Origin of the sequence: Bacillus sp. Nf3 (assembly GCF_003028545.1) — a bacterium.
GTDB classification, from domain to species: Bacteria; Bacillota; Bacilli; order Bacillales; family Bacillaceae; genus Bacillus; species Bacillus safensis.
This window is the reverse complement of the sequence record NZ_PYUA01000011.1, coordinates 1-24,558: the sequence shown is the minus strand read 5'-3', so window position 1 is coordinate 24,558 and position 24,558 is coordinate 1. Positions and strand designations below refer to the sequence as shown.

Annotated in this window: 25 protein-coding genes, 1 rRNA gene and 2 other annotated features; all 26 genes read right to left on the bottom strand. The window is 41.8% G+C overall.

The genetic code is table 11. The features are described 5' to 3' along the window. Nucleotides 1–37 precede the first annotated feature (37 nt). The 26 genes from rpoB to rrf all read right to left on the bottom strand — a co-directional run bounded on the left by rpoB (nucleotide 38) and on the right by rrf (nucleotide 24,449). Nucleotides 38–3,619 (bottom strand): DNA-directed RNA polymerase subunit beta, encoded by a 3,582-nt coding sequence (gene rpoB / locus C9414_RS18230; protein ID WP_003217223.1) that lies wholly within the window; start codon nucleotides 3,617–3,619, stop codon nucleotides 38–40. A gap of 255 nt (nucleotides 3,620–3,874) precedes the next feature. Next, the gene (locus tag C9414_RS18225) at nucleotides 3,875–4,480 is read right to left on the bottom strand and encodes a class I SAM-dependent methyltransferase (RefSeq protein WP_024425591.1); all 606 of its coding nucleotides are present in this window, start codon (nucleotides 4,478–4,480) and stop codon (nucleotides 3,875–3,877) included. A gap of 96 nt (nucleotides 4,481–4,576) precedes the next feature. Then, nucleotides 4,577–4,942 (bottom strand): 50S ribosomal protein L7/L12, encoded by a 366-nt coding sequence (gene rplL / locus C9414_RS18220; RefSeq protein ID WP_008345418.1) that lies wholly within the window; start codon nucleotides 4,940–4,942, stop codon nucleotides 4,577–4,579. Between the two features lie 48 nt (nucleotides 4,943–4,990). Beyond that, complete coding sequence (gene rplJ / locus C9414_RS18215; RefSeq protein WP_041084739.1) at nucleotides 4,991–5,491, bottom strand: 50S ribosomal protein L10; 501 nt, start codon at nucleotides 5,489–5,491, stop codon at nucleotides 4,991–4,993. Between the two features lie 69 nt (nucleotides 5,492–5,560). After that, nucleotides 5,561–5,701: a sequence feature (ribosomal protein L10 leader region), on the bottom strand. Nucleotides 5,702–5,750: 49 nt separating this feature from the next. Then, the gene (gene rplA, locus C9414_RS18210; RefSeq protein ID WP_003217271.1) at nucleotides 5,751–6,449 is read right to left on the bottom strand and encodes a 50S ribosomal protein L1; all 699 of its coding nucleotides are present in this window, start codon (nucleotides 6,447–6,449) and stop codon (nucleotides 5,751–5,753) included. Nucleotides 6,450–6,548: 99 nt separating this feature from the next. Next, nucleotides 6,549–6,974 carry a 50S ribosomal protein L11 gene (gene rplK, locus C9414_RS18205; RefSeq protein WP_003216956.1) on the bottom strand — a complete coding sequence of 142 codons (426 nt, stop codon included), beginning with the start codon at nucleotides 6,972–6,974 and terminating at the stop codon, nucleotides 6,549–6,551. Between the two features lie 171 nt (nucleotides 6,975–7,145). Next, nucleotides 7,146–7,679 (bottom strand): transcription termination/antitermination protein NusG, encoded by a 534-nt coding sequence (gene nusG, locus C9414_RS18200; RefSeq protein ID WP_003217197.1) that lies wholly within the window; start codon nucleotides 7,677–7,679, stop codon nucleotides 7,146–7,148. A gap of 171 nt (nucleotides 7,680–7,850) precedes the next feature. Beyond that, nucleotides 7,851–8,027, bottom strand: a complete 177-nt coding sequence (gene secE / locus C9414_RS18195) for a preprotein translocase subunit SecE (RefSeq protein WP_008345422.1) — start codon at nucleotides 8,025–8,027, stop codon at nucleotides 7,851–7,853. 34 nt (nucleotides 8,028–8,061) lie between these two features. Beyond that, a complete protein-coding gene (gene rpmG / locus C9414_RS18190; protein WP_008356502.1) occupies nucleotides 8,062–8,211 on the bottom strand; it encodes a 50S ribosomal protein L33 in 150 nt (49 codons plus the stop codon). A 76-nt stretch (nucleotides 8,212–8,287) separates the two neighbouring features. Then, nucleotides 8,288–8,944 carry an RNA polymerase sporulation sigma factor SigH gene (gene sigH / locus C9414_RS18185; RefSeq protein ID WP_008345424.1) on the bottom strand — a complete coding sequence of 219 codons (657 nt, stop codon included), beginning with the start codon at nucleotides 8,942–8,944 and terminating at the stop codon, nucleotides 8,288–8,290. Nucleotides 8,945–9,007: 63 nt separating this feature from the next. Beyond that, a complete protein-coding gene (rae1, locus tag C9414_RS18180; protein ID WP_024425589.1) occupies nucleotides 9,008–9,520 on the bottom strand; it encodes a ribosome-dependent mRNA decay endonuclease Rae1/YacP in 513 nt (170 codons plus the stop codon). A gap of 2 nt (nucleotides 9,521–9,522) precedes the next feature. Continuing rightward, on the bottom strand, nucleotides 9,523–10,272 hold the full coding sequence (rlmB, locus tag C9414_RS18175; RefSeq protein WP_024425588.1) for a 23S rRNA (guanosine(2251)-2'-O)-methyltransferase RlmB: 750 nt from the start codon (nucleotides 10,270–10,272) through the stop codon (nucleotides 9,523–9,525). Further along, on the bottom strand, nucleotides 10,256–10,687 hold the full coding sequence (locus tag C9414_RS18170) for a Mini-ribonuclease 3 (protein ID WP_024425587.1): 432 nt from the start codon (nucleotides 10,685–10,687) through the stop codon (nucleotides 10,256–10,258). The genes rlmB and C9414_RS18170 overlap by 17 nt, the downstream gene beginning before the upstream one ends. Before the next feature lie 3 nt (nucleotides 10,688–10,690). Then, nucleotides 10,691–12,091 (bottom strand): cysteine--tRNA ligase, encoded by a 1,401-nt coding sequence (gene cysS, locus C9414_RS18165; protein ID WP_107164233.1) that lies wholly within the window; start codon nucleotides 12,089–12,091, stop codon nucleotides 10,691–10,693. Then, a complete protein-coding gene (cysE, locus tag C9414_RS18160; protein ID WP_034283914.1) occupies nucleotides 12,088–12,741 on the bottom strand; it encodes a serine O-acetyltransferase in 654 nt (217 codons plus the stop codon). The genes cysS and cysE overlap by 4 nt, the downstream gene beginning before the upstream one ends. A gap of 82 nt (nucleotides 12,742–12,823) precedes the next feature. Further along, nucleotides 12,824–13,054 (bottom strand) — a binding site (T-box leader). After that, on the bottom strand, nucleotides 13,054–14,505 hold the full coding sequence (gene gltX / locus C9414_RS18155) for a glutamate--tRNA ligase (RefSeq protein ID WP_095407550.1): 1,452 nt from the start codon (nucleotides 14,503–14,505) through the stop codon (nucleotides 13,054–13,056). (Overlaps the previous feature by 1 nt.) A 94-nt stretch (nucleotides 14,506–14,599) precedes the next feature. Further along, nucleotides 14,600–15,076, bottom strand: a complete 477-nt coding sequence (gene ispF / locus C9414_RS18150; protein WP_003216928.1) for a 2-C-methyl-D-erythritol 2,4-cyclodiphosphate synthase — start codon at nucleotides 15,074–15,076, stop codon at nucleotides 14,600–14,602. Between the two features lie 3 nt (nucleotides 15,077–15,079). Beyond that, the gene (ispD, locus tag C9414_RS18145) at nucleotides 15,080–15,769 is read right to left on the bottom strand and encodes a 2-C-methyl-D-erythritol 4-phosphate cytidylyltransferase (RefSeq protein WP_034665643.1); all 690 of its coding nucleotides are present in this window, start codon (nucleotides 15,767–15,769) and stop codon (nucleotides 15,080–15,082) included. 13 nt (nucleotides 15,770–15,782) lie between these two features. Next, nucleotides 15,783–16,883, bottom strand: coding sequence for a PIN/TRAM domain-containing protein (locus C9414_RS18140; protein ID WP_047203808.1), 1,101 nt, complete (start codon nucleotides 16,881–16,883; stop codon nucleotides 15,783–15,785). A 153-nt stretch (nucleotides 16,884–17,036) separates the two neighbouring features. After that, the gene (gene disA, locus C9414_RS18135) at nucleotides 17,037–18,116 is read right to left on the bottom strand and encodes a DNA integrity scanning diadenylate cyclase DisA (protein ID WP_024425581.1); all 1,080 of its coding nucleotides are present in this window, start codon (nucleotides 18,114–18,116) and stop codon (nucleotides 17,037–17,039) included. Between the two features lie 2 nt (nucleotides 18,117–18,118). Continuing rightward, a complete protein-coding gene (gene radA / locus C9414_RS18130) occupies nucleotides 18,119–19,498 on the bottom strand; it encodes a DNA repair protein RadA (RefSeq protein ID WP_025092231.1) in 1,380 nt (459 codons plus the stop codon). A gap of 93 nt (nucleotides 19,499–19,591) precedes the next feature. Next, the gene (gene clpC / locus C9414_RS18125; protein WP_047203805.1) at nucleotides 19,592–22,027 is read right to left on the bottom strand and encodes an ATP-dependent protease ATP-binding subunit ClpC; all 2,436 of its coding nucleotides are present in this window, start codon (nucleotides 22,025–22,027) and stop codon (nucleotides 19,592–19,594) included. Beyond that, nucleotides 22,024–23,115: a protein-arginine kinase McsB gene (gene mcsB, locus C9414_RS18120; protein ID WP_039175958.1), complete on the bottom strand. Its 1,092-nt coding sequence runs from the start codon at nucleotides 23,113–23,115 to the stop codon at nucleotides 22,024–22,026. The genes clpC and mcsB overlap by 4 nt, the downstream gene beginning before the upstream one ends. A 4-nt stretch (nucleotides 23,116–23,119) precedes the next feature. Continuing rightward, a complete protein-coding gene (mcsA, locus tag C9414_RS18115) occupies nucleotides 23,120–23,677 on the bottom strand; it encodes a protein-arginine kinase activator protein McsA (RefSeq protein ID WP_024425862.1) in 558 nt (185 codons plus the stop codon). 14 nt (nucleotides 23,678–23,691) lie between these two features. Further along, nucleotides 23,692–24,156 carry a CtsR family transcriptional regulator gene (locus C9414_RS18110; protein ID WP_003217184.1) on the bottom strand — a complete coding sequence of 155 codons (465 nt, stop codon included), beginning with the start codon at nucleotides 24,154–24,156 and terminating at the stop codon, nucleotides 23,692–23,694. Nucleotides 24,157–24,333: 177 nt separating this feature from the next. Further along, a 5S ribosomal RNA gene (gene rrf / locus C9414_RS18105) occupies nucleotides 24,334–24,449 on the bottom strand. Nucleotides 24,450–24,558: the final 109 nt, after the last annotated feature.

The following is a 24,558-nucleotide window of genomic DNA, read 5'->3' as shown; positions in this document are numbered from 1 at the left end:
CGGGTTATACCCTAGTCACTTGCTCTAATCGTTTCTGCTATTCTTTTGTGACTGCGTCACGTTCAAGATCGACAGGTGCGAGGTCTGCAGCATCTTCGTCATTAGATAACGCTAATCCGTCTGCTTTCTTCGTTTCCTCATCGTCTTCTAAATCTCTCATTTCTATCTCTTCTTCATCGCCAGATAGGATTTTCACATCCATACCTAAACTTTGAAGTTCTTTGATTAACACTTTGAATGATTCAGGGACACCTGGTTCAGGTACGTTATCCCCTTTGACGATGGCTTCGTATGTTTTCACACGACCCACAACGTCATCCGATTTAACTGTTAAGATCTCTTGAAGTGTATATGCTGCACCGTAAGCTTCAAGTGCCCATACTTCCATCTCTCCGAAACGCTGACCACCAAACTGTGCTTTACCGCCAAGTGGCTGCTGCGTAACAAGTGAGTATGGTCCAGTTGAACGAGCGTGAAGTTTATCGTCAACCATGTGAGCCAGTTTGATCATGTACATGATTCCGACAGATACACGGTTGTCGAATGGTTCACCAGTTCGACCATCATAAAGGACTGTTTTCGCATCACGAGACATACCTGCTTCTTCAAGCGTTTCCCAAACATCTTCCTCGCGCGCACCATCAAATACTGGTGACGCAATGTGGATGCCAAGGTAACGTGCAGCCATACCCATATGAAGCTCAAGTACCTGACCGATGTTCATACGAGATGGTACCCCTAGTGGGTTCAACATGATATCGATCGGTGTTCCGTCTGGAAGATACGGCATATCTTCTTCTGGAAGGATTTTAGAGATAACCCCTTTGTTACCATGTCGTCCGGCCATTTTGTCACCTTCAGAAATTTTACGCTTCTGAACGATGTATACGCGGACTAACTGGTTTACACCTGGAGGCAATTCATCTCCATCTTCACGGTTAAAGACTTTTACATCGTGGATAATTCCGCCGCCGCCGTGTGGAACACGTAGAGACGTATCACGCACTTCACGAGCCTTTTCACCGAAGATTGCATGTAATAGACGTTCTTCAGCTGTTAGTTCTGTTACACCTTTAGGCGTTACTTTCCCTACAAGAAGATCTCCGTCTTTTACTTCTGCACCAATACGGATGATTCCGCGCTCGTCAAGGTTGCGTAAAGCATCTTCCCCAACGTTTGGAATATCACGAGTGATTTCTTCTGGTCCAAGCTTTGTATCACGAGCTTCTGATTCATATTCTTCAATATGAATAGACGTGTAGACGTCATCTTTTACAAGGCGCTCACTCATGATGATCGCATCCTCGTAGTTGTAACCGTCCCAAGTCATGAATCCGACCATAACGTTACGTCCTAGAGCCAATTCACCTTTTTCCATAGAAGGTCCGTCTGCAAGGATTTCTCCTTTAACGACTTCATCTCCAACACTTACGATAGGACGCTGGTTGTAGCAAGTCCCTTGGTTAGAGCGGACAAATTTCAGCAAGCTGTATTTGTCTAGGTTTCCTTTGACTTGTTGTCCGTCAACGTCTTCATAACGGCGAACCCAAATATTTTTTGCTTCTACGCGTTCTACAACACCTGGGTAGCGGCAGATGACAGCAGCACCAGAGTCTTTACCTGATACGTACTCCATACCTGTACCAACAATCGGTGATTCTGGCTGCATCAAAGGCACAGCCTGACGCTGCATGTTCGCTCCCATTAGAGCACGGTTAGAGTCATCGTTTTCTAAGAATGGGATACATGCTGTCGCTGCAGAAACAACCTGCTTTGGCGAAACGTCCATGTAGTCAACGCGGTTTCGAGGAACAACGGTGTTTTCCCCTCTGAAACGAGCAATGATATTATCATCAATAAACGAACCATCTTCACCTAATATAGCGTTCGCTTGTGCTACTACGTAGTTATCCTCTTCATCAGCAGTTAAGTAATCGATTCTCGGTGTCACTTTACCAGTTTCAGGATCAACCCGGCGGTAAGGTGTTTCGATAAATCCGAAGCGATTCACTTTTGCGAATGAAGATAGAGAGTTGATCAAACCAATGTTTGGACCCTCTGGTGTTTCAATCGGACACATACGACCATAGTGAGAGTAGTGAACGTCACGAACTTCCATTCCTGCACGCTCACGTGTCAAACCACCCGGTCCAAGCGCTGACAGACGACGTTTGTGCGTCAATTCAGCAAGCGGGTTTGTTTGATCCATGAACTGAGATAGCTGAGAACTACCAAAGAACTCTTTGATAGAAGCGATCACAGGACGAATGTTGATCAGCTGCTGAGGTGTGATTGTGTTTGTGTCTTGAATTGACATTCTTTCACGAACAACACGCTCCATTCTGCTTAAACCAATACGGAATTGGTTTTGCAGAAGTTCACCTACGGAACGCAGACGACGGTTACCAAGGTGGTCGATATCATCTGTGTCACCTACACCATGAAGAAGGTTGAAGAAGTAACTGATTGATGCAATGATGTCAGAAGGCGTGATATTTTTCACAGCTTCCTCTACATATGCATTTCCAATCACGTTGATCACTTGCTCGCCTTCTTGATCAGACGGTGCATAAATCTTAATAGATTGAAGTTCTACTTCATCTTCTACTACGCCACCATTAGGATATAGCTTTCTAAATCCGATGCCGTTTTCTAAGTATGGAAGAACTTTATCAAGAACTCTTCTGTCTAAAATTTGACCTTTTTCTGCTAGAATTTCACCTGTTTCAGGGTCAACTAACGTTTCAGCCAATTTTTGATTGAACAGTCTATTTTTAATATGAAGCTTCTTATTAATCTTGTAGCGTCCAACATTTGCTAGGTCATATCTCTTCGGATCGAAGAAGCGAGAGTCTAGCAAGCTTTTCGCATTTTCAACAGTTGGCGGCTCTCCAGGGCGGAGGCGCTCGTAGATTTCGAGAAGTGCTTTATCCGCATTCTCTGTATTGTCTTTTTCCAGCGTGTTGCGTAAGTATTCATTCTCGCCAATGAGGTCAAGAATCTCTTGATCAGAGCTGAAGCCGAGAGCACGCAAAAGAACCGTAACCGGCAACTTACGTGTGCGATCGATGCGTACATAGACTACATCCTTCGCATCAGTTTCGTATTCTAACCATGCGCCACGGTTTGGAATGACAGTCGCAGTAAAACCTTTTTTACCGTTTTTGTCTACTTTACCACTGAAATATACACTTGGAGAACGCACTAACTGAGAAACGATTACACGTTCCGCACCATTAATGATAAAAGTACCTGTGTCTGTCATGATTGGGAAATCACCCATGAACACATCTTGGTCTTTTACTTCTCCAGTTTCTTTGTTAATTAAACGAACTTTTACTCTTAGTGGAGCAGAGTAAGTTACATCACGTTCTTTTGATTCTGCTACAGGATACTTAGGATCCCCTAGGCTGTAATCAATGAATTCAAGAGAAAGGTTACCAGTAAAATCCTCAATTGGGGATATATCTTGAAACATCTCTCTAAGACCCTCATCAAGAAACCACTGATAAGAAGAGGTTTGAATTTCAATGAGATTTGGTAATTCTAACACTTCGCTTATGCGTGCGTAGCTTCTGCGCTGGCGGTGTCGTCCATACTGAACTAGTTGACCTGTCAACTGATTCACCCCTCAAATCATGCGTATTATATGTGTAAAAAGTATTTCTGTCTTTCAAATGTCAGTAAAGAAATACTTTTACAAGACAAAAGAAAAAAGGGTTTCTAAAATAAGAAAACCACATCCAAAAACAAATACCGATTTTATTAGTTTTCCCAAGTATGCATAATTTATACAAAATAGTTGTTTTTTAAGCCTATCAAGCAAAATATACACATTGGCATTTTATAATGTTAACACAGCTAGGAAACTGCGTCAAACTTTTTTAGCTTTGATTATATAGTAGCCCTTTTTTTTCAGCACAACCTCGACTTCTCCAAAGAGCTGCTCTAATTTCTCAATTGCAGATGGCCCACCTTGCTTTTTCTGAATAACCACCCACAACTCACCTTCTGGCAATAAATGATCAGCACTTTTTTCAAAGATCGCATGCACAACTTTCTTCCCTGCCCGTATTGGGGGATTGGTCAGTATAGAGGCAAAAGCAGCTGAGGAATGAACATTCGAGAACAAATCACTTTGATAAATGCGAACATTATCAATGCGATTATGTTTAGCGTTTTCCTTTGAAAGTTCGACTGCTCTTTCGTTCACATCAATCATATGAATGGTACGGCTAGTCATTTCGTTTGCTAACGATAAGCCGATCGGTCCATAACCGCAACCGACATCTAAGACATCGCCATCCAAGTCAGGTTCTTCGAAAGCTTCAATTAAAAGCCTTGAACCAAAGTCGACTTCTTTCTTAGAAAACACTCCACTGTCACTTGTAAAAGTAAAGGTACGGTTTCTCAAGGTGAAGTCCCATGTCTGTTTATTGCTTTTCACTGATGGCTTTTCCGTATAATAGTGGTCACTCATGGTGAATGGACCTCCTCTGGATTCAATCGTTTCAGGAGATTAGAAAAGAAAAAGCCCGCCAGTAAAAGCGAGCTTTCCCAAAAGATTAGGCGAAGATTACTTAACTTCTACAGAAGCGCCAACTTCTTCAAGCTTAGCTTTAAGTTCTTCAGCTTCTTCTTTAGCAATACCTTCTTTAAGTGGTTTTGGAGTGTTGTCAACAAGTTCTTTAGCTTCTTTCAAGCCAAGACCAGTGATTTCACGAACCACTTTGATAACTTTGATTTTTTGGTCTCCAGCACCAGCAAGTACTAGATCAAAATCAGTTTTTTCTTCAGCAGCAGCACCGCCACCAGCAGCTACAGCTACAGGAGCAGCAGCAGTTACGCCAAATTCTTCTTCGATTGCTTTTACTAAGTCGTTTAACTCAAGTACAGTTGCTTCTTTAACTGAAGCAATGATTTCTTCGATATTTAAAGCCATTTGTAATTCCTCCATTTTAAGTTTTTTTACGTAAACGTAAAGTAGGCATTAAGCGCCTTGTTCTTCTTTTTGTTCTGCAACTGCTTTAGTAGCAAGAGCAAGGTTACGAACTGGAGCTTGAAGAACGCTAAGCAACATAGAAAGTAAGCCTTCGCGAGACGGAAGTTCCGCAAGAGCCTTCACTTCTTCTACAGTCGCTACGTTTCCTTCGATGACACCAGCTTTGATTTCTAAAGCTTCGTGGCTTTTCGCAAATTCGTTGATGATTTTCGCAGGTGCGATAACATCTTCGTTACTGAATGCGATAGCGTTTGGACCTGTTAAGAAATCGTTTAAACCCGTTAGTTCAACTTGTTCAACTGCACGGCGAGTCAAAGTGTTTTTGTAAACTTTGAATTCTACGCCAGCTTCACGAAGCTGTTTACGAAGTTCAGTCACTTCAGAAACTGAAAGACCGCGGTAATCTACAATGACAGTAGACATACTATCTTTAAATTTAGAAGTAATTTCATCAACGACAACTTTTTTAGTATCGATTGCATTGCTCATGGTTACACCTCCTGTACATTCTTTGTGTAACACTTATACCGATCAGGCCATCACGTTCCTAACGAACGGTTCTCCATATAAAAAGCCTCCATTAAGACATGGAGGCTGTATATACAAGCATACGTTAACGTAAGACTGTGACATATACACCTCGGCGGGTTAATTAAGCCATAAGGCCCCTGCTGTCTACGGTATAAATGGACATTATTCTATTTTACAACATTTTGATATTATCAAAATGGTTGTCATAAGTCAAGAATTATTTTGCAGAGAAAGAAGATGGATCCACTTTCACGCCAGGGCCCATAGTAGATGTAACAGAAACGTTTTTCACGTATACACCTTTAGCCGCTGCAGGTTTTGCTTTAAGGATTGTGTCATAGATTGTTGCAAAGTTCTCAACAAGCTTTTCGTCCTCGAAAGAAACCTTTCCGATTGGCGCGTGGATGTTACCAGCTTTATCAACGCGGTATTCTACTTTACCAGCTTTGATTTCATTGATTGCTTTTTCAACTTCAAACGTTACAGTTCCTGTTTTAGGGTTTGGCATAAGACCTTTTGGTCCAAGTACACGACCGATCTTACCAACTTCACCCATCATGTCAGGTGTCGCAACGATTACATCGAAATCGAACCAACCTTGTTGGATTTTAGTGATGTAATCAGAATCTCCAACGTAGTCTGCTCCAGCAGCTTCTGCTTCTTTTGCTTTTTCGCCTTTAGCGAACACAAGAACGCGTTGAGTTTTACCAGTTCCGTTAGGAAGTACAACTGCACCGCGGATTTGTTGATCGTTTTTACGAGGGTCTACGCCCAAACGAAAAGCAACTTCTACAGTCGCATCAAATTTCGCTGTATTTGCTTTTTTTGTAAGAGAAACAGCTTCAGCTACATCATACGCTTTAGTACGTTCGATCAGCTTAGCAGCTTCTACATACTTTTTACCTTTTTTAGCCATTATAAAAATCCTCCTTATGTGGTTTTAGCGGAATAACCTCCCACGAATAAGGGTTGCGAACTTGTCAAAACCAAACTCGCAACCCAACAAGACAAAAAATTAATCTTCGATGACAATACCCATACTGCGTGCAGTACCTTCAACCATGCGCATAGCTGATTCAACGCTAGCAGCGTTTAAGTCAGGCATTTTTGTTTCCGCGATTTCGCGTACTTTATCACGCTTAACAGTTGCCACTTTATTACGGTTAGGTTCACCAGAACCAGACTCAATACCAGCTGCTTTTTTAAGTAAAACTGCAGCAGGTGGAGTTTTAGTAATAAATGTAAATGAACGGTCTTCAAAAACCGAAATTTCAACAGGAATGATAAGACCAGCTTGGTCAGCTGTACGAGCGTTAAACTCCTTACAGAATCCCATGATATTAACACCGGCTTGACCTAGTGCAGGTCCAACTGGTGGAGCTGGGTTAGCTTTTCCAGCAGGAATTTGCAATTTAACAACTTTAACTACTTTTTTAGCCACGAGACACACCTCCTTAAAGTCCGTGATGTGGTAATAGGGGAATCCCCCTCCCACTCAACAACTTCATTCTTTATATGAATGACGAAATAACTAGCTAGCGATCTTGAGTGAACTCAAGACGTACCTTTGCTATATTACCACTTCTATACACTCATTTCAAGCTCTTTTAAATTACAATTTATCGATCTGCGTGAACTCAAGTTCAACAGGTGTTTCTCTACCAAACATATTAACGAATACTTTGACTTTGCTTTTATCGTAATCAATTTCTTCAATAGAGCCAGTGAAGTTAGCAAACGGTCCATCGATGACCTTAACTGTTTCTTTGAGTTCAAAGTCGATTTCTGTTTTGCGTTCTTCAAGACCCATTCTCTTCAGAATGGTTTCAGCTTCGCCTGGCAGCAGCGCAGTTGGCTTTGAGCCTGATCCAGCTGATCCAACGAATCCAGTGACACCCGGTGTATTCCGAACAACATACCAAGAGTCGTCAGTCATCACGATTTCCACTAGGACATAGCCAGGGAATACTTTCTTTTTGACGACTTTTTTCTTACCATTTTTAATATCCGTTTCTTCTTCTTCTGGTACGACGACACGGAAGATTTTATCCTGCATGCCCATTGATTCAACACGCTTTTCCAAGTTCGCTTTTACTTTGTTTTCATAGCCAGAGTACGTATGCACAACATACCAATTCTTTTCCATTTTCGTTCAGGACTATTTAGTCCTTCCCTCCCCACATTTCATAATGTCTATTTGACGAATCTCGAGTACCGGTAAATATTTTCAAGCAATTGAAAAAACCCGTAAAACGGGTTTTTTGGCAAGTCATATTATGATCTATTATAGCACGTTCAGCAGACCATTATTCAAGTATTAATGAATTAATTCGATTAATTGTGAGATTCCTATATCAAGAAAAGAGAAAAAGATGGCAAAGAATACGACTGTTAAAATAACAGTGATTGTGTAGCGGACCATTTCGTTCTTCTTTGGCCAGCTGACCTTTTTCATTTCTTTTCCGACACTTTTTAAGAAACTGATAATACGCATGTAAAAGACCTCCACAGAATAAAGAACGCAAATCTTACTTCGTTTCTAAATGTGTTTTATGTGAATTACAAGTCTTGCAATATTTCTTAACTTCTAATCTTTCAGCTGCTGAAGCAACACTTTTCATTGTCGTATAATTGCGGCTTCCGCAGTCTTTACAGGCTAGAGTAATCTTTTTCCTCATATTAACACCTATTTTCTCGACATCATTTCATTAGTACCTTATCACAGTGTCGAAAAAGCTGTCAATATAGGTTTGATTAGAGACTAATCTCGCGAAGCTCTAAATATTTCTCTAATTTTCTCTTTACTCTTTGGAGTGCGTTATCAATTGATTTCACATGACGGTTTAAATCTTCAGAAATCTCTTGATAGGATCTGCCATCAAGATAAAGCACAAGTACCTTTCTTTCCAGCTCGCTAAGCAGTTCACCCATCTTCATTTCGATATCATCAAATTCTTCTTTGCTAATGATTAAGTCTTCTGGGTTAAGCGCTTTAGCACCGGAAATGACATCCAATAATGTTCTGTCCGATTCTTCATCGTAGATCGGCTTGTCTAATGATACATAGGAATTTAACGGGATATGTTTTTGGCGAGTAGCTGTTTTAATTGCGGTGATAATTTGGCGGGTAATACATAACTCTGCAAAAGCCTTAAATGAAGTAAGCTTGTCCTCTCTGAAATCACGGATAGACTTATAAAGTCCGATCATTCCCTCTTGGACAATGTCCTCTCGATCCGCTCCTATCAAGAAATAAGATCTTGCTTTCGCACGTACAAAATTGCGGTATTTCGTTATTAAATAATCTAGCGCATCACTATCTCCGACATGAACCCTTTCAATGACTTGTTCATCTTCCAACTGGCAAAATTGCTCTCTGATGGACTTACCCTTGCTGTTGTTTAGATTCACTTCGATCCCCCCGACCGCACCTAGATAGAAATATTATACATTAATGGTTGAAATATCGTCAAGCTATTCCAGATTCCCGCGCCGCCATTTTTCAAACGTTTTCAATACATCTTCTGACAATTCAATCTTAGATGCTGGTTTATCAGAAGTAATCTTTTTGACTCTCGTTTCAATCTTTCGTTCTATCACTTCAATCTCTCTTAAAAGCTCACGAGCCGACTTCCGAAGAGCTCCTTGTCCAAAAATAGCCCATTGTTCCGTAAAATCTGAGGTTGCCACATGAATTTGCGTCCGAATATTATTCAAATCCTGCGCCAGCTTTTCAATCCGCTCATCCGCCGTTTCATTCTCTCTCGTAAAGATGACCTCTACTCGGTGATTGGTCCGCTTCTTTTCAATTCCTTTGACCATATGGGCATCGAATACGACAATGACTCGATACCCTGTGTATGCTTGATATTCTGCTAAATGTTGAATCAGCACGTCTCTGGCTTCTTCAAAGCTGTTTTCCTTTAAGTGCTGCAGCTGAGGCCATGCACCTATCATGTTGTATCCATCGACTAAGAGGATATCCATCTCTATTCTCCTAACGGATAACGTTTTCGATACACTTCATACATCAATAGACCAGCGGCAACTGATGCATTTAAAGAAGTAACCTTCCCGGCCATAGGCAGTTTAATTAGAAAATCACACTTTTCCTTAATCAATCGGCCAATTCCTTTACCTTCACTGCCAATCACAAGAGCCAGCGGCATTGTACCATCAAATTGTCTGTAATCCTGTTTAGCAGACGCATCTGTTCCCGCAACCCAGATTCCTCTTTCTTTCATTTCATCAAGGGCTCTTGAAAGATTGGTCACTTTTGCAACAGGAATATGCTCAATTGCTCCAGTGGATGCCTTAGCAACTGTTGTTGTTAGACCGACCGCTCTCCTTTTTGGAATGACAATCCCGTGTGCCCCTACAGCATCTGCCGTACGCATAATCGATCCTAAATTATGCGGATCTTCAATTTCATCTAAAATCAGAAAGAATGGCTGCTCATTGCGCTTTTCAGCGATTTGATACAGATCGTCCAATTCTGCATATTCATATGCTGCTACTTGTGCAACGATTCCCTGGTGCTGACCTGTAACCATTTGATCAAGCTTTTTCCTCGGAACATACTGAATGGTGATATTTTGCTTTTTAGCGAGTTCAATGACCTGCTGGGCTTGTCCTTTTACAGTGTTTTCTGCCATCCAGAGCTTGTATAACTCCCGATCTGACTTCAGTGTCTCAATCACTGCATTTTTCCCAATGACATAATCATGTTGCTGACTCATTTGTCTTCCTCCCTGATGTTCCGATTTCAATCGCCTGACCAATCAGCTCTTCTAAGCGTTCGTCCTGCTTTTCGATAAATAAATAACCCATGAGCGCTTCAAACGCTGTACTATAACGATACGTTTGAACGTCCGTGTTTTTAGGCACTGTGCCTGATTTTGCGTTTCTTCCTCTTTTCAGCACCGCTTCTTCTGCTTCAGTGAAAAAGCCTTGCTGCTGAAGCGTAAATAAAATAGCAGCCTGTGATTTAGCTGAAACAATTTTGCTTGCTCGTTTGTGCAGCTCATTTGGTTTTGTCGCCCCCGTTTGGAGGAGGTGATGCCTCACATATACTTCAAAAATGGCATCACCCATATAAGCTAGCGCAAGTCCGTTCAGCTGTTTACCGTCTTTCAGCTTTTCAAAATTCAACATTGCCTATTCTCCTCTTTTCCAGCGAGTACCTTGAGGAGTGTCCTCCAACACAATATTCATGTTCTTTAATTGGTCACGAATTTGATCAGATAGGGCAAAGTCACGATTTCTTCTAGCTTCATTACGTTTTTCAATTAACGCTTCTACCTCTTCGTCAAGCGTGTGCTTTTCTTCTAATGAGAAGCCAAGAACAGACGTAATTTCTTGGAACAAGCCGATAAATGCCTTGATCACTTCCTCCGAAGTATGATCATTTTCCATATAATAATTCGCCTGTTTCGCTAATTCGAATAAAACAGAGATCGCATTTGCTGTATTGAAGTCATCATTCATTTCAGAAATAAATGTCGCACGCTGTTCTTCAATTTTTGCCAGCCATTCAGCATTGTCTTCCGTGATATTCGTGCTGCTCTCGAGACGGTGATGTAAATTCGCATACGATGTTTTGAGTCGGTTAAACGCACTCTTTGTACTTTCTAATAAATCCATTGAGTAGTTAATTGGGTGACGATAGTGAACCGACAACATAAAGAAGCGGAGCACATCAGGATCTTGTTCTTTCACAATGTCATGCACCAGCACAAAGTTGCCAAGTGATTTTGACATTTTTTCATTATCAATATTAATATACCCGTTATGCATCCAATACTTCGCAAAAGGCTTCCCTGTCAAAGCCTCAGATTGGGCAATTTCATTCTCATGGTGCGGGAATGTTAGATCCTGTCCGCCAGCATGAATGTCGATCGTATCACCTAAATATTTTTTGACCATTGCCGAGCATTCGATGTGCCAGCCTGGGCGTCCTTCGCCCCATGGGCTATCCCATGAGATTTCCTGATCCTTTGCAGCCTTCCATAGGGCAAAATCCAGTGCATCTCGTTTCTTTTCACCTACACGAATACGGGCACCTGTCTTCAGTTCATCAATCGATTGATGAGAAAGCTTTCCATAGCCTTCAAATGAGCGTGTGCTGTAATACACGTCGCCATCTGCTTCATAGGCGTAGCCTTTTTCAATCAATGTCGCAATAAACGCAATGATATCATCCATGTTTTCCGTTACTCGCGGGTGAAGGTCTGCTTTTTTGCAGCCTAGCGCACTGACGTCTTCGAAGTAGGCTTGGATAAACCGGTCAGCAATTGTCGGCACATCTTCTCCGAGTTCATTGGCTGCTTTGATGAGTTTATCATCTACATCTGTAAAGTTTGATACAAAGTTCACATCGTAACTGCTGTATTCTAAATACTTACGTACAGTGTCATAAACAATAGCAGGTCTAGCATTCCCGATATGAATGTAGTTATAAACGGTTGGTCCGCACACATACATTTTGACCTTTCCTGGCTCAAGCGGGACAAATTCTTCCTTCTTACGTGTCAATGTATTATAAATATTGATTGTCATGATTGTTCTTCCTTTCTGCTCAATGAAGCCAGCTCACCTTTTAGCTTTTCCATTTCTCGTTCCAATTCTTTAAAACGATCGGAAATTGGATCTGGCAAATCTTGATGATTGAGATCACGATTGATTTTCTTTCCATTTTGAACGACGACTCGCCCAGGTATACCGACAACGGTGGAATGGTCGGGTACGTCCTTTAACACGACCGATCCCGCCCCAATCTTGGCTCCTTTTCCAACTGTAATGGAACCAAGCACCTTGGCACCTGTCGCAATAAGGGCATCGTCTAAAATGGTCGGATGCCGCTTTCCCTTTTCTTTCCCTGTTCCCCCTAATGTCACGCCTTGGAAAACAGTGACATTGTCTCCAATTTCACATGTTTCCCCGATCACAACGCCCATGCCGTGATCAATGAAGAACCGCCTGCCAATGGTTGCCGCCGGGTGAATTTCTACCCCTGTGAAAAAACGGCTGACCTGAGAAATGATTCGCGCAATAAAATACAGCTTCCGCTTATAAAATGCGTGCGCAATACGGTGAGCCCAAATCGCATGAAGCCCTGAATAGGTTAGCACTACTTCAATATAGCTTCTAGCAGCAGGATCTTGATCAAACACAGTATCAATATCTTCTTTCAGCATTTTGAAAAACACATGCTCCCCCCGTTCTTCCCCATCAATCTCTCTTAGGACTTGCTCTCTTTTTTTGGACAAATAAAAAACGCCTCTGCCAAATGACAGAGACGTTTTGAAAACGCGGTTCCACTCTGTTTAGAAAGCCACTTATCTTTCAGCCTTCTCAACTTAATCCCATAACGGAGGGTACCGCCCTTGCATACTAACGTACGTGTTCCTCAAGGGTCTTGAGGGTGCATTTCCAACGTCTGCCCATAAGTCTCTTTCAGCCGGTGGAGACTCTTTCTGTGATGGACGAGTACATTGTACTTCTCCCTCGCAACGATTTCCTTATATTTGTTTAATGCGGTTTAATACCGTTTCCTTACCTAGTAATTCAATACTTTGCGGAAGTTCTGGGCCATGCGTTTGTCCTGTGACAGCCACACGAATCGGCATGAATAGTTTCTTGCCTTTATGCCCTGTTTCTTTTTGTACCGCTTTAATGGCAGCCTTGATTTCATCAGGTGTGAAAGACTCAAGCTGTTCAAGCTGACCTGCAAAAGATGCCATCACTTCTGGTACTTGCTCCTCTGCTAGAACTTCCTTTGCCTCTTGATTATACTCAATTTGCTCCTTAAAGAACAACTCTGTTAACTCAACAATTTCTGCTCCGTAGCTTAATTGTTCGTGATACAGAGAAATAAGCTTGCGTACCCACGTGTTTTCTTCTTCTGTCAGCTGCTCACTTACCTTGCCTGCTTTTTGAAGATGTGGAAGTGTTAGTGCCACAACCTGATCAAGATCAAGTGCTTTCACGTATTGGTTGTTCACCCATTTTAGTTTATGCATATCAAATAGAGCTGGTGACTTAGAAAGTCGATTCACATCGAAAATGTCGATGAATTGCTCTTTTGTAAACAGTTCTTCTTCGCCTACTGGAGACCATCCAAGTAATGCAATGAAGTTAAACAGCGCTTCAGGTAAATAGCCTAAATTCTTATATTGCTCGATGAATTGAATAATTGATTCATCACGTTTACTTAATTTCTTGCGGTTCTCGTTCACAATCAACGTCATATGTCCAAATAGCGGAACATCCCAGCCAAATGCATTAAAAATCATAATTTGTTTAGGGGTATTTGAAATATGATCCTCTCCGCGAAGAACGTGAGTCATTTTCATCAAATGATCATCCACAGCTACGGCAAAGTTATAAGTTGGCGTGCCATCTTTCTTCACAATAACAAAGTCACCGATGCCGTCTGTTTCAAACGAAATATCGCCTTTAACCATGTCGTCAAATTTGATGATTTCTCCTTTTGGCACTCGGAAGCGGATGCTTGGCTCTCTTCCTTCAGCAATTAGCTTGTCCTCTTCTTCTTTTGATAAATGACTGCATTTACCAGAATATCGAGGCATTTCACTGCGGGCGATTTGTGCTTCACGCTCTGCCTCTAGCTCTTCAGCCGTACAATAGCACTTATACGCCAAGTCCTTCTCTAACAGCTCGTCATAATATTTTTTGTAAATATCATTTCGCTCTGATTGTCTGTAAGGACCGTAACCGCCATCTTTATCAATGCTCTCATCCCAATCAATACCGAGCCATTGCAAGTGGCGAAGCTGGCTTTCCTCCCCGCCTTCTACATTACGCTTTTGATCCGTATCCTCGATTCGAATAATAAATTTGCCGCCTTGGCTGCGTGCGAACAAATAGTTGAAAAGAGCCGTTCTAGCATTCCCAATATGTAAATGACCAGTTGGACTCGGTGCATAACGAACACGCACTTCATTTCCCATGAGTTTAACTTCCTTTCATCTGCATCATGTTGTCTGACACCAATTTTTTATAAACGTATTTTATCATCAAAACCCATTCTCATCAAAATGGATTTTACTTTTTCTGAAGAAGCACTGTTGCCTGAGAGGCAATTCCTTCGCCTCTTCCTGTAAATCCGAGTTTCTCTGTCGTTGTTGCTTTGACGTTCACCTGTGTGACATCTGCCTCAAGTGCTTCTGCGATTTTCTCACACATTGGTTGAATGTAAGGTGCCATTTTTGGCTTTTGCGCCATAATGGTGCAATCAATATTCACAAGTGTGTAGCCTTTTTCTTTCACAAGTGCCCACACATGCTGCAATAATTTAAAAGAATCTGCATCCTTAAACTCAGGATCTGTGTCTGGGAAATGTCTGCCGATATCTCCTTCAGCAATCGCACCCAGGCAGGCATCTGCCACTGTGTGAAGCAGTACGTCAGCGTCTGAATGCCCTAGCAGTCCCTTTTCATAAGGGATGGTGACCCCGCCGATAATTAGAGGTCTTCCCTCTGTTAATTGATGTACATCAAAGCCTTGTCCTATTCTCAACATGATCTAGTACCCTCTTTCCGCATCCATAATTGCCTTGGCAACCAATAAATCATCCGGTGTTGTCAGCTTAATATTGGTATAGTCGCCTTGGACAATATACACATTCTCGCCATGTAATTGTTCAACAAGGCTGGCGTCGTCTGTTCCAAGGAAGCCTGTCCGCTCCGCATATTCATGCGCCTCTTTTAAAATAGAATGACGAAAAGCTTGTGGGGTCTGGACCGCCCACAAGCTCTGACGTTCAATGGTTTGTTCCACTTTGCCTTCTTGAACGCGTTTGATTGTGTCTTTCACTGGTACCGCTACAACTGCGGAGCCTTTTTCAATCGCTGCTTTAACGAGCAAGTCAATCTGTGTATGCTTAATAAAAGGCCTTGCCCCATCATGAACAAGCACGATGTCCGCATCTTTCACAGCCTTTAATCCTTCGTATACACTTTGCTGACGTTCTTCACCGCCAGTGACAAGTGAAACAGGCGTTTGAAAAGCGTGTACTTTGAGTAGCCTTTCAAAGTCTTGACGCTCCTCTTCATTGATCGCTAGGATCATGCGTTTGCATTGTGAATGAGCGTCAAACACCTTTAATGTATGAATGATGACCGGCATTCTTTTCAGCTCGATAAAAAGCTTATTGCGGCCGGCCTTCATTCGTTTCCCCTGCCCCGCAGCCGGAATAACTACTTCATAATACATGTTCGTTCTCCCTTTAGAGCGCCTTCTCCAGAAGTTTTGGCTTCGCAAAAATCATTCTTCCAGCAGCAGTCTGCAGCACACTTGTGACGAGCACATCGATGTCTTTTCCAATGTAATTGCGTCCTTCTTCGACCACAATCATCGTACCGTCATCTAAGTAAGCAACACCTTGGTTATGCTCTTTCCCATCTTTGATGACCTGTACCTTCATCTCTTCCCCAGGCAGTACAACCGGTTTAACCGCATTGGCTAGATCATTGATGTTTAACACTGCTACTTTTTGAAGTTCGCATACTTTATTTAAATTAAAATCATTGGTCACAACAACACCTGAAGTTAATTTCGCGAGCTTCACAAGCTTGCTATCAACCTCTTGAATGTCTTCGAAGTCACCTTCGTAAATTTCAACTTTAATATCCAACTCTTTTTGAATACGGTTTAAAATATCAAGACCTCTTCGGCCTCTATTTCTCTTTAATACATCTGAGGAGTCTGCAATATGCTGTAATTCCTCGAGTACAAATTGAGGAATGACCATGACACCTTCTAAGAATCCAGTTTGGCAAATATCTGCGATTCTTCCATCAATGATAACACTTGTGTCTAAAATTTTCAGCTTTTTATCTTCTATTTCAGGTTCATCATCAGCTGCTCCTTTTTTCTTGCTGACCTTTGCAGAACGGGAGAACAGCCCCATCATTTCATCCTTCTTCTTAAAGCCTACCTGAAACCCAAGGTATCCTAAAAAGAAAGCCAGGAAAATCGGAATAATGGTACCAAAAATATGATATGGGATATTGTTTAGCGGGATCACGTTTACAATAAGATATGCTAGAATAAGTCCAAATACTAATCCGAAACTTCCAGATATAAGATCAGGAAGAGGCGCCTTCAATAGAGAATCCTCGATCCATTTCACCCAATTTACCACATAACCTGTGCACCATTTGCCGATGATCAAGAATACAGCGGCTCCTATTAGTGCTGAAGAGTAAGCATTTGTTATGAAAGGTATGTCCTTTACATTTAAAAGCAGAAATAACTCTGGAATGATAAAAATCCCCACAACTGCACCAAAAATGATAAAAAACGCCTGAACGATTCTTTTTAACATACCTTCACCTCCTTTATTTTTCATCTGTCAATCCACCTTCATCTGACATTGATATATGTTTAAGTTTCCTATTATGAGCAACAGAAAACAAAACCATCATTAATATACCCATATTCATCCATTTTTAACCGTAATAGAGAAAAATTTCTCTTCTTAAAGCTGACGGTCGATATAATGTTTTTCTTGTAACCTTTTTAATCCTTTTTTTATCTTTTTCGCTCTTACTTCTCCAATTCCTTCTACTTCATCCAATTCTTGTACATCCGCTTCCATAATTCGATCTAGCACACCGAATGCTTCAACCACATTTTCAACGATCGGCATTGGCAGTCTAGGGATTTTGTGGAGTAATCTATACCCTCTTGTGTACACATATTCGTCAATATTTGTAGAAGCTGGATATCCAAGTAACTTGTACAGAATGGAATCATCTAAAAGCTCAAAGCTCGACATATCTTGAAGTTGTTTAAGTAGCACATACGGATCTTTTATCTTTTCTTTCACGTAATCTTTAATAAATAAAGCCGCTTCCTGCTCCATATCTGTAATCAGCTCATTGACCTGTAGACGGATCAAGTGTCCTTCTGTTCCAAGCTCTTTGATATACATATTGATTTCATTTTTGATTCTAAGAACCATTTCGTAGCGGTGCAGCACGGATAATACATCACCAAAGGTCACAAGCTCTTCAAATTCTAGGGCGCTTAACGCAGAAATGGCGTGATCTAAAATGGTTTTATATTTCTCAAGTGTTTGAATGGCTTGATTCGCCTTTGTTAAAATAAAACCAATATCTTTCAGCGTATAACGACGATTCCCTTGGTATAAGGTAATGACGTTCCTCCGTTCAGAAATGGCAATGATTAAGCAGCCTGTCTGCTTCGCTACACGTTCAGCCGTCCGGTGCCTCATGCCTGTTTCCGATGAATGGATGGTGGCATCTGGCATCAGCTGTGTATTCGCATACAAGATTTTTTGACCAGAATCGCTAAGAATAATAGCCCCGTCCATCTTCGCCAATTCATATAAATGTGCTGGAGAGAAGGCAGAATTAATGTGAAATCCTCCATCTACCACACTCTTTACTTTGTCATTATAACCAACAACGATGAGCCCACCAGTATTGGCTCTCAAGACGTTTTCAATCCCTGCCCGCAGAGGTGTTCCTGGTGCCACAAACTGTACAATATCTAAGAGATCGAGTTCTCTCGCTCCTTTTTTCTCTTTTTCCATTCCTATGATCCCCCTAGTGAAATTCGAAGTGCCTCCGCTACATTTTCTACACCAACTAACTCAATCCCTCTCGGCTTTTTCCATCCGTCTATATTCGCCTGAGGAATAAACATTCGCTTAAATCCTAGTTTCGCAGCTTCCTGCACTCGCTGTTCAATTCTTGATACTCTTCTGACTTCTCCCGTCAGACCGACCTCTCCTATAAAGCAATCCGCTTGATGCGGCGCTGCGTCTTTAAAGCTTGATGCAATACTGACGGCAATAGCTAAGTCAATCGCCGGTTCGTCAAGCTTCACACCGCCTGCGACCTTTAAATACGCATCCTGGTTTTGCAAGAGCAGCCCCACGCGTTTTTCTAAAACTGCCATGAGCAGCGATACTCGATTATGATCAAGGCCAGTGGCCATTCTTCGCGGATTCCCAAAGCTTGTCGGGGAAATTAATGCCTGTATCTCGACAAGTACGGGTCTTGTTCCTTCCATTGAGGCAACAACACACGAACCAGATACACCTGCCGACCGCTCTTCTAAAAAGATTTCTGATGGGTTTAATACTTCCGTGAGTCCTTCCTCTCTCATTTCAAAAATCCCCAATTCATTCGTTGAACCAAATCGGTTTTTGACCGCCCGTAAGATACGAAACGTATGATGACGCTCGCCTTCAAAATAAAGAACCGTGTCCACCATATGCTCTAAAAGTCGCGGACCTGCGATCGAGCCTTCTTTGGTCACGTGACCAACGATAAAAATAGGAATCCCATTTGTCTTGGCAATTTTCATCAGCTGTGCTGTACATTCTCTTACTTGAGATACAGAGCCGGGAGCTGACGTGATATCGCTTTGATAAACGGTTTGAATCGAATCCACCACAACAAAAGCAGGTTTCATCTCCTGTATAGCAGACGTTATATACTCCATATCGGTTTCAGCCAAAACATGTAAAGAGGCGCTTTCAATACCAAGGCGGTCCGCTCTTAGCTTCGTTTGTTTAATGGACTCCTCACCAGATATGTACAACACATTCTGATTTTTGTCTGAGAGCTGTGCTGATACTTGTAATAATAAAGTGGACTTCCCAATCCCAGGATCTCCGCCAATGAGAACAAGAGAGCCTTTGACAATTCCACTTCCTAATACTCGGTTAAATTCTTCTAAATTCGTTTTAATTCGGGGTTCTTCGGATGTTTCAATTGCAGATATAGGTGAAGGTTTTTGAATGGTTTGAACAGAATGATTAAAAGCACTTCGACGGTTTGCCGGCTCTTTGCGAACGACCTCTTCTGTCATACTGTTCCATGTGCCGCAGCCTGGACATTTCCCCATCCATTTGGCTGACTCATAACCGCACGATTGGCATATAAATTTTGATTTTGTCTTAGCCATAGATTGAAGAATACAACTCCTTATACTGGTCAGAAAATAAGTAAAGGGAGGCATACACCTTGCTGGTATGCCTCACACTTTTTTCTTACTATATTAGTTCGTAGCAGCCGTCGCTTTTACGACAATTTCTCCATCTTCCACATCTAATACGATATGTTGACCTTTTTCAATATTGCCCTTCAGAAGCTCCTCAGAAAGTCGATCTTCTACATGCTTTTGAATCGCTCTTCTTAACGGACGCGCACCGTACTCAAGATCTACTCCTTCGTCGGCAATCTTCGCTTTTGCTGCTTCCGTCAATTCAATTGAAAGGTCTTGTTCTTTTAATCGTTTTGTCAATTGGTCAGACATGAGAGACACGATCTCTTTGAGATGTTTCTTCTCAAGCGAGTGGAAGACAATGATTTCATCAATACGGTTGATAAACTCAGGTCTAAACGCACGTTTCAACTCGCCCATCACTTTGCCTTTCATATCCTTGTAATTTTGACTTTCATCCTGCACGTTAAAGCCAACGTATTTATTGCGCTTCAACTCACTAGCTCCAACGTTTGATGTCATGATCAAAATCGTATTTCTAAAGTCAACGGTACGCCCTTTAGAATCAGTTAGACGACCATCTTCTAATACTTGCAGTAAGATATTAAATACATCTGGATGGGCCTTTTCAATCTCGTCTAATAGAACGACAGAATAAGGTTTTCTTCTCACTTTTTCAGTCAGCTGTCCACCTTCATCATAACCGACATATCCTGGAGGTGACCCAACAAGTCTGGATGTAGAGTGTTTCTCCATGTATTCAGACATATCAATACGGATCATTGCTTCTTCATCACCGAAAATAGACTCGGCGAGTGCTCTTGCAAGCTCCGTTTTACCAACCCCTGTTGGTCCTAAGAAGATAAAGGAACCGATTGGACGTTTTGGATCTTTTAGGCCTGCACGCGCACGTCTCACAGCTTTCGCTACAGCAACAACGGCTTCATCCTGCCCGATCACACGAGAGTGGAGCAATTGTTCCATATTCAGAAGCTTATCTGTCTCCGTTTGAGCAATTTTTGCAACAGGCACTCCCGTCCAGCTGGAAACAACCATTGCGATATCATCTACAGATACCTCTGAATTCTCTTGTCCCTGCTTTTCTTTCCATGATTTCTTTGTGACTTCTACTTTTTCACGCAAACGCTGCTCTGTATCGCGAAGAGAAGCTGCTTTTTCAAATTCTTGACTTTGAACTGCCGCATCCTTTTCCTTGCGTACTTCATCCAACTTTTGCTCTAGTTCTTTTAGGTTAGGCGGTGTTGTGAACGAACGCAAACGGACTTTCGAACCTGCCTCATCAATTAAATCAATCGCCTTATCTGGAAGGAATCTGTCAGAGATATAACGGTCAGACAGCTTCACCGCCGCCTCAATCGCTTCATCTGTAATAGACACACGGTGATGTGCTTCATACCGATCTCTAAGTCCTCTTAAGATTTGAATACTCTCATCAACAGAAGGCTGATCTACTTGAATTGGCTGGAAACGTCGTTCAAGCGCAGCATCCTTTTCAATGTATTTACGATACTCATCTAACGTTGTCGCCCCAATACATTGAAGCTCACCACGTGCTAAAGATGGTTTTAGAATATTAGACGCATCAATCGCACCCTCTGCTCCACCAGCACCAATGAGTGTATGAAGCTCATCGATAAAGAGAATGATATTTCCTGCCTGACGAATTTCGTCCATGACTTTTTTCAAACGATCCTCGAATTCACCACGATATTTCGTTCCAGCTACAACAGTTCCCATATCCAGTGTCATCACTCGTTTATCACGCAGGATTTCAGGCACTTCGTTATGAATAATTTGCTGTGCAAGACCTTCTGCGATGGCTGTTTTACCAACACCAGGCTCACCAATCAGCACAGGGTTATTTTTTGTTCTTCTACTTAGGACCTCAATGACACGTTGAATTTCTTTGCTTCGGCCAATGACTGGGTCCAAGCTGTCCTCTTTTGCGATAGCAGTCAAATCTCTTGCCAAGCTATCAAGTGTTGGTGTATTTGCATTGCTATTAGAGCCTGCCGCAGATGCACCTGTTTCATTGCTTCCAAGCAGCTGCAGGACTTGCTGACGTGCTTTATTTAAGCTCACTCCGAGGTTATTTAAGACACGGGCAGCGACACCCTCTCCCTCACGAATAAGACCTAATAGAATATGTTCTGTCCCTACATAGGAATGACCTAGCTTTCTTGCTTCATCCATTGAAAGCTCAGTGACCTTCTTCGCTCTAGGCGTATAATGAGGAATAGCTTGAGACACCTCTTGCCCTCTTCCAATCAAGCTTTCGACTTCTTTTTGGATTTTATCTGAAACAAGGCCCAGTGCTTCTAACGCTTTGGCAGCAATGCCCTCCCCTTCACGTACAAGGCCAAGTAAAATGTGCTCAGTACCAATATTCTTATGGCCTAGGCGAATGGCTTCTTCTTGTGCAAGTGCTAATACCTTTTGAGCTCTTTCAGTGAATCTTCCAAACATCATATCGTTTCATCCTCCTGTCCATTCCTATGCATTTCTAAGCGCAGCCTTTCTCTAATAATCGCTGCTCGTTTTATATCTCGTTCATTTGGCTCCAAGGCTCCTCCTGAATATTGTTGAAGGAAGCCAGGCTGGGTCAAAATCATGAGTTCATTCAGTATATTACTTGAAAGCCCCTTAATGATACCTAAATCTATTCCAAGCCGCACATCTGACAAACACTTTGCTGTTTCTTTTGATTCAATCATACGACAATTGGCCAAAATCCCTAAGGACCGGTACACTCTGTCCTCAAGTTCAATTTTAGATGTTTGATATAATGCTTTTCGTGCAGATCGCTCTTGTTCAATGAGCTGAGCAGTCACACTATTCAAGTCATCTACAATGTTTTCTTCTGATTGACCAAGTGTCATTTGATTTGAAATTTGAAAGATGTTCCCTATTGCTTCGCTGCCCTCACCATAAATTCCTCTGACCACAAGACCTAATTGATTAATGGCAGGAATAATGCGATTCATTTGTCTTGTGAGCGCTAATGCCGGTAAATGCATCATGACCGAAGCCCTAATACCTGTACCTACATTAGTCGGACAGCTTGTTAAGTATCCTCGCTTTTCAGAAAATGCATAATCCACTTGCTCTTCAATCCAGTCATCTACCTGATTAGCCGCTTTTAGTGCATTGGCTAGCTGAAAACCTGGGAATAAACATTGGATTCGAATATGGTCTTCTTCATTCAACATCACACTAATTTCTTCATTCTCAGAAAGCAAACAGCCGCCAAATCTTGATTCAGCTAAATTGGGGCTGATCAAGTGCTTTTCAACAAGTACCCTCTTTGCTAAAGGCTGCGTTTCATTCATTCGAATCAGAACAAAGTTTCCAATGTCCTTCACTTCCTGGCTAGCAAACTTTTGCTCGAATTGCTGGAGAACAGCTTCAGCTTCTTCTTGAGAAAACTGAGTTGGGAAACGAACATGCTCTAGATTGCGCGCTAGCCGGATGCGACTGCTTAGAACAATGTCACTTTCTGGTCCTTTTTGTTTCATCCACTGACTTAGAGCGTCTTGAATAAAATGCTGGAGCGACATGTCGTTAATCTCCCTCCCTCTGCTGAGATTGCTCATGCTCTAATGCACGAATTTGATCTCGAACTTCCGCTGCTTTTTCGAACTCTTCCTGTTCAATCAGCTGCTTCAGCTCTTGCTGCATTAACTCAAGTTTCCGGCGGACATGCAGGCTGCCGGCAATTCGTTTTGGGACTTTCCCATTATGGACTGTATTTCCACTATGGACTTTCCGTAAAACAGGGTTCAGATACTGATCAAATGTACGATAGCATTCTGCACAGCCAAATCGGCCTGTTTTTCTGAACTGCTGAAAGGTTAAGCCACACTTAGGACATTGATCCACTTCTTTCGCTTCTTGAAAAATAGACGAGCCCTTGTTAGCACTTGTGGTGAAGCTAGGATCAATATTTAATAAGCCTGATAATAAGTTGTGAATCGAGAAACCTTGGTTTCCACTCATAGCATATGAATCACTGTTTTCTTTTGCACATTGTTCACATATGTGCATTTCTTGTTTTTCTCCATTTATAACTTTCGTAAAGTGAAAAGTGGCTGGTCTCTCATTACATTCTTGACAAATCAATCTTTCCACCCGCTTTACTTTAATTTCAAAGCATTTAACATCGCTTTCATCATCCGAGCCCGGAGTTCATCACGTTCAGGTAAATCAATATGCAATACAGAACGGTCCATGACACTAATCATCATCTTAGCTTCTCTTTCAGATAAAATGTTATTTTCAACAAGACGCATGATGATATGATCAGATGCAGCCTGTGATAAACGATGATATATTTGGGAAATAATGTTGTTCAATAAGTCGACTTCATCATTCATTTTGACTTTAATGATGCGGATATAGCCACCGCCGCCACGCTTACTTTCAACGATATAGCCTCTCTCGCTCGTAAAGCGTGTATTGATAACATAGTTAATTTGTGAAGGTACGCATTGAAATTTATCTGCGATTTCATTGCGCTTAATTTCTAATATTTCTCGACCGTTCTGATCCAAGACTTCCTTCAAATACTGCTCGATGATATCAGAAATATTTTGTGCCACTCCGCCTCCTCCTCCATTGACTTTGACTATATTTGACTTTAATCTTACTATAAATTTTTTCGGTCGATTTTTCAAGATAATCGCTCAACTAACAATATTATTTCCACATTTATATGGTGCCAAACCTCCAAAAAACACAAAAAAGACCAGTTCCGACTGGAACTGATCCTGATAGAAGCTTGGCGGCGTCCTACTCTCACAGGGGGAAACCCCCAACTACCATCGGCGCTGAAGAGCTTAACTTCCGTGTTCGGTATGGGAACGGGTGTGACCTCTTCGCTATCGCCACCAAACCTGATGGAGAGAATGTTCTCTCAAAACTAGATAACAATGTTCATGTTTCACATTAGAATATAGGTTAAGTCCTCGATCTATTAGTATCTGTCAGCTCCACGTGTCACC

Bases quoted from the DNA above. Each gene is read 5' to 3' on its own strand.
- rplL (WP_008345418.1), bottom strand. From the start codon at position 4,942: ATGGCTTTAAATATCGAAGAAATCATTGCTTCAGTTAAAGAAGCAACT.
- cysS (WP_107164233.1), bottom strand. From the start codon at position 12,091: ATGACAATCAATATTTATAATACATTGACACGTAAGAAGGAAGAATTT.
- ispF (WP_003216928.1), bottom strand. From the start codon at position 15,076: ATGTTGAGAATAGGACAAGGCTTTGATGTACATCAATTAACAGAGGGA.
- mcsB (WP_039175958.1), bottom strand. From the start codon at position 23,115: ATGTCGCTCCAGCATTTTATTCAAGACGCTCTAAGTCAGTGGATGAAA.
- C9414_RS18170 (WP_024425587.1), bottom strand. From the start codon at position 10,687: ATGTTGAATTTTGAAAAGCTGAAAGACGGTAAACAGCTGAACGGACTT.
- nusG (WP_003217197.1), bottom strand. From the start codon at position 7,679: ATGGAAAAGAATTGGTATGTTGTGCATACGTACTCTGGCTATGAAAAC.
- gltX (WP_095407550.1), bottom strand. From the start codon at position 14,505: ATGGGAAATGAAGTGCGTGTTCGTTATGCACCGAGTCCAACTGGTCAT.
- secE (WP_008345422.1), bottom strand. From the start codon at position 8,027: ATGCGTATTATCAGTTTCTTAAAAAGTGTCGGAAAAGAAATGAAAAAG.
- radA (WP_025092231.1), bottom strand. From the start codon at position 19,498: ATGGCTAAGACAAAATCAAAATTTATATGCCAATCGTGCGGTTATGAG.
- rpmG (WP_008356502.1), bottom strand. From the start codon at position 8,211: ATGAGGAAAAAGATTACTCTAGCCTGTAAAGACTGCGGAAGCCGCAAT.
- C9414_RS18225 (WP_024425591.1), bottom strand. From the start codon at position 4,480: ATGAGTGACCACTATTATACGGAAAAGCCATCAGTGAAAAGCAATAAA.
- ispD (WP_034665643.1), bottom strand. From the start codon at position 15,769: ATGTATTATGAAGTAGTTATTCCGGCTGCGGGGCAGGGGAAACGAATG.
- clpC (WP_047203805.1), bottom strand. From the start codon at position 22,027: ATGATGTTTGGAAGATTCACTGAAAGAGCTCAAAAGGTATTAGCACTT.
- rae1 (WP_024425589.1), bottom strand. From the start codon at position 9,520: ATGGATATCCTCTTAGTCGATGGATACAACATGATAGGTGCATGGCCT.
- rplJ (WP_041084739.1), bottom strand. From the start codon at position 5,491: ATGAGCAATGCAATCGATACTAAAAAAGTTGTCGTTGATGAAATTACT.
- rlmB (WP_024425588.1), bottom strand. From the start codon at position 10,272: ATGAGTCAGCAACATGATTATGTCATTGGGAAAAATGCAGTGATTGAG.
- C9414_RS18140 (WP_047203808.1), bottom strand. From the start codon at position 16,883: ATGTTAAAAAGAATCGTTCAGGCGTTTTTTATCATTTTTGGTGCAGTT.
- rplA (WP_003217271.1), bottom strand. From the start codon at position 6,449: ATGGCTAAAAAAGGTAAAAAGTATGTAGAAGCTGCTAAGCTGATCGAA.
- disA (WP_024425581.1), bottom strand. From the start codon at position 18,116: ATGGAAAAAGAGAAAAAAGGAGCGAGAGAACTCGATCTCTTAGATATT.